The following is a 3,917-nucleotide window of genomic DNA, read 5'->3' on the forward strand; positions in this document are numbered from 1 at the left end:
AGAAGGCATACCGCATCCCGTTCTGCGCTCCGCTGGTGGAGGGCTGGCCGAGGTCGCCGGGCCACCACTTTTCTCCACCGCTCATCGGTTTCATCGGTTCCATGGGCTTCATGGGCTTCATCGGTTCCATATCCGCTCTTTCCTTGGTTCTGGGCTCGCCGCTCGTCCCGCCATCCTGGTCCGGCGAGCGTCCGATGCCCGCCCTCGGACAACACCCGAGATCCGGAGACGTGGCCCGGTCGCGGGGCCTCCAGAAATATTCATGGCAGGTATGGGATTTTTGCATGCCTGCCTCTTGTTTCGGTGGAGGCCTTTCCCATCTGATCAGGTATCCCGGGTCCGGGCCCCTCTGGCGGTTGCTAAATCGACGCTTCCGCGATGTCGGACTCCTTGTGGTGAAGCTTTTGCGCTCTATCCAGGAGGACCCTTTTTCCATGCGTTACATCATCCATCCCGCCTGCCTGTCCGCCGCGTTCCATCGTCCCGACCGGACGGGCGGTTTCGGCATCCGACCTCCCCGGCGGTTCCGCGTCAACGGCCCCGTGGGCCGGCAGGTCACGCAGATCCCGCCTGTGCCGGGCATGCTCGCCCACGAGGCTGGCGACCCTGTCGCCGACTACCGCAACGTGATGGTCGCGCTGTGGGCGGCGCGGCGCCTCCGCCTGGATGCCTTCTCGACCCGGCGGTATGCCCGCGACTGCTGACCGCAGACCGGCAGGAACCGGGCTTCGGCGACGTCGCGCGCAAGGTGGCGGCCGATTTCCGGCGTGCCGGCTTGATCGCCTGCGGACGGGAAGTCCGGCGCCAGATCATGGTCGCCCAGAACGCCGCGATGAGAAGTCTGCTGTCGCCGGCGTGATCGTCCCGCCGGACAAGGCGCATCCCCCGTTCGTATCCCCAGTTCACGACTATCGACATGACCAAGCTCAGGGAGTCGACCATGACGACCAGATCGCTCAGCGCCGACCAGATCGGCGCCCGCCTTCGTATCCTGCGCGACCTTCACCGGCGCTACGACTATGCCGCCGACAGCGAATCCGGCAGGCTTTATCCCGATGGAACTCGCCTCAAGCGGCTCAAGCTGTCGCGCCTTGCGGTGAAGGATGAGATTGCCGCACTGGAAGGGCGAATGATGTCCAATGCGAAAGCACAGACGAATGCCGTAATGGCGGCAGAGTAGGATCGGGCCACGCTGCCGACCGGCCCGGATCCGCCGGGGCGCTCGGCAGCGTGGCTTCGCACCGTGATCAGGAACCCCGGTAGTCTTTTGCGAGTGCTACGGCCCGGGCGGCATTGACCAGACCGGCACCGAATTCCCGTTCGAAATGCTGGGGACTTCGGGCGTGCAGGTTGTGCGGGCTTTTGTCCGCCGTCAGCATGAGCATTTCCTTGATCGCCTTCGGCTTTCCTTTCAGGCGGTCATTGGCCGAGAGCATCAGAGCGATCACCCCCGCGACCTGCGCCGCAGCCGCTGATGTGCCGCCGAAGCCGAAGAAGCCCTTGGCATCGCAGTAATCGCCGGCAGGCTCATAGTTGTATCCGAACTCCCCGAGGTTGTCGGGTGCCGCTATCGACAGCAGTCCGATCTCTTCGCTCCCCATTCGGTCGCTCTCGGGTATTTTTCCGAGACAGAGGTCTTCGATGCCGTAAGGCGCTTCGGACGGGGGCGGACGTCCCGCCAGCCGGGCCTGCAACTCCTCTCTTTCCCGCTTGATGAGGTTTATTTCGTCCAGGTCGAGCCTGACCAAACCGCTATGCTTCTCCGGCACGTCGTTGCTGGGCGCCACCAGGGTCAGGCCTTTGCCATACTGGCTGTAGGTGGACCGGTAGCCCCGATCGTTGCAGGCCCCAACGGCGATGACGTCGTCCAGCGATGCGGGATAGACCAGCTCTGCCCGGCCATTGTTGCCGCTGGCGCAGACGACGGGCTTTTCCCTGGCCAGCCGCTCGACGGCGTTCCTGAGGTCCCGGGAGTTTGGCTTGCCCTTCAGCACAGGCGTCTCGTCGTCCAGGGGCAGATACCTGGGCATCAGGATCACGTCGCCATGTTCCCGGGAGTAATCCAGGGCGGCGATCAGCGACGCGATATCGAAGTTGGACGAGATGCGGACCGGCACCGGGTAGGCTTCGGGAGCGACGCCGATCACCCGGACGTTCTTCAAACGCGGATCGCTTGAGGTCGATGGGTCTATCGCCGCGACGATCCCAGCGCAGGCGGTGCCATGCGCATTGTAGCTGTTGAGGATCTGAGCATTCCTCGACGGCGTTCGTCCGCCGAGGCGGTGATCGAAATCGGCGGCCAGATCCATGACCTTGGCGATGTTCGGGCTCAGGCTGGGATGCCCGGTGTCCAGGCCCATGTCGAAGATCACGACCTTGATCCCCGTCCCCCGGTTTCCCTGGCTCCAGACGGTCCGCGCATCGATGCCGACCCGCCGGATGCTGGCGACCGGCACGGCGTCTCCATCCCCGCGTTCGGCTTTCCGGCTGATGACCACGTCCTTGCACGGGTCCAGGTGCCAGCAGTCGTCGGTACTCGGCAGTCCGAAGTCATATCGTTCTGAATGATGGAGACTCATTGTCGATTTCTCCGTTGAGCGGATCGGGGCCGATGTCTTGGCGGGGAGGGCGATCCGCAAAGGACCGGGAATGCGGTCATATCCATTCGCGCGCCGCGTTCTGGAAGGTGTCGCGGTAGGCCTCCGTCACGGCCGGGAAGAGGGCGAGGGCAAGATGCTCGCTCCCCACGGTGTCGCTTGCGTAATGAAGCCCTGCCCATTCACGGTTCTCGGCGACGCGACGGGCGATCCTGAACAGCTCGATGCCGAGTTCGTCGTTGTGGATGACCGTGGAAAGGGCCTTTGCGATCAACAGGTATTGCAAGGCATGGCCGCTCGGATAGGCCGGATGATGGGGGACCGGCAACAGCGGCCTCAGCTTGGGCTCGATCTGCGACGGCCTCAGCCGCATGAACTTCTTCTTGTAGGTGGCCACGACGATGTAGCCGAGGTGGAACATGGCATCGATCAGGACCTCGGTAGCGCCGGAGGAGCCGGAAGGGGTCAGCGACACGAGGCGGCGCATGTAGAAGGCATCGTCGTTGGCTTCCGCCTCGATCTCGGCCTTCCGCACCAGCCACATCGACGGATCGCTTCGGATCTCCTGCTGTTTGGCGAGCAGGTCCCTGATCTCCATCTCCGTTTCGTCCGGGTCCGGCGGCAGGGGAATATCGTGATCGCGCCACCCCGGTATTTCGAAGAAGTTGGGGAGTTCGATCAGGGCCGCCATCTCCGGATCCCAGCCGTTGATGGAGAAAGTGGTGCCGGGCTTCGTATATGTTTTGCTTTTACTTTTGCTTTTGCTCTTGCTGAACGCCATGGCTGTGACTTTCTCAGATATTGACCGGATCAGTCCCACTCAGACGCTAGACGCCGGACTGGCCCGGCTCTGTGGTTAAACTCACACTCACGACGCTCGAAAGACGTGAAGGCGGCGTCAGCCGACCCCGGCCTTGCGGAATCCCTCGATGTAGTGATCGTTGTAATCGCGGTGCAGCGGCAGGTAGTTGGCGCGGAACCAGTCGATGCTGAATTCCGGCTGGAGCTTTCGCAGATCTTCCAGGTACCTGCCGGCTTCCTCGACTTTGCCCATGTGCCCAAGGCTTGCGATCAGGGGACGGTAGGCGCCCTGGAAATTGGGGTTCGTCCGCACTGCCCGCCGGCCGATCTCCGCCGCCCGGTCGTGCTCGCCGGCCAGGAAGAAGGCGATGCAGTCCGTCGTCCTTGCATAGAACGGAGCCGGGTGCTGCTGCCAGATCTCGTTGGTCGCGGCGATCTGGTTCAATGCTTCCGGCGCGTTGCCGGCATAGCAGAGGGTGACGGCGCTGAAGTCGCGCGCGTACGGCGAATTCGGATCGA

At 63.4% G+C, this 3,917-nt stretch carries 5 protein-coding genes; 2 read left to right on the forward strand and 3 right to left on the reverse strand.

The features are described from left to right. Positions 1-434 precede the first annotated feature (434 nt). On the forward strand, positions 435-704 hold the full coding sequence (locus AC5JJ6_RS02845) for a hypothetical protein (protein ID WP_496040595.1): 270 nt from the start codon (positions 435-437) through the stop codon (positions 702-704). Positions 705-940: 236 nt separating this feature from the next. Then, entirely contained in the window at positions 941-1,180 is a 240-nt protein-coding gene (locus AC5JJ6_RS02850; protein ID WP_496040596.1) for a DUF465 domain-containing protein, read from the forward strand. Between the two features lie 67 nt (positions 1,181-1,247). On the opposite strand, the gene AC5JJ6_RS02855 is transcribed toward AC5JJ6_RS02850, so the two are convergent. From AC5JJ6_RS02855 to AC5JJ6_RS02865, 3 genes are all read right to left on the reverse strand, one after another. After that, positions 1,248-2,579, reverse strand: a complete 1,332-nt coding sequence (locus tag AC5JJ6_RS02855; protein WP_496040597.1) for a S8 family peptidase — start codon at positions 2,577-2,579, stop codon at positions 1,248-1,250. Positions 2,580-2,655: 76 nt separating this feature from the next. Next, entirely contained in the window at positions 2,656-3,288 is a 633-nt protein-coding gene (locus AC5JJ6_RS02860) for a phosphatase PAP2 family protein (protein WP_496040598.1), read from the reverse strand. Positions 3,289-3,495: 207 nt separating this feature from the next. Further along, a partial coding sequence (locus AC5JJ6_RS02865; protein ID WP_496040599.1) for a hypothetical protein occupies positions 3,496-3,917 on the reverse strand: 422 nt, incomplete at its 5' end.

Source organism: Skermanella sp. (assembly GCF_059503625.1).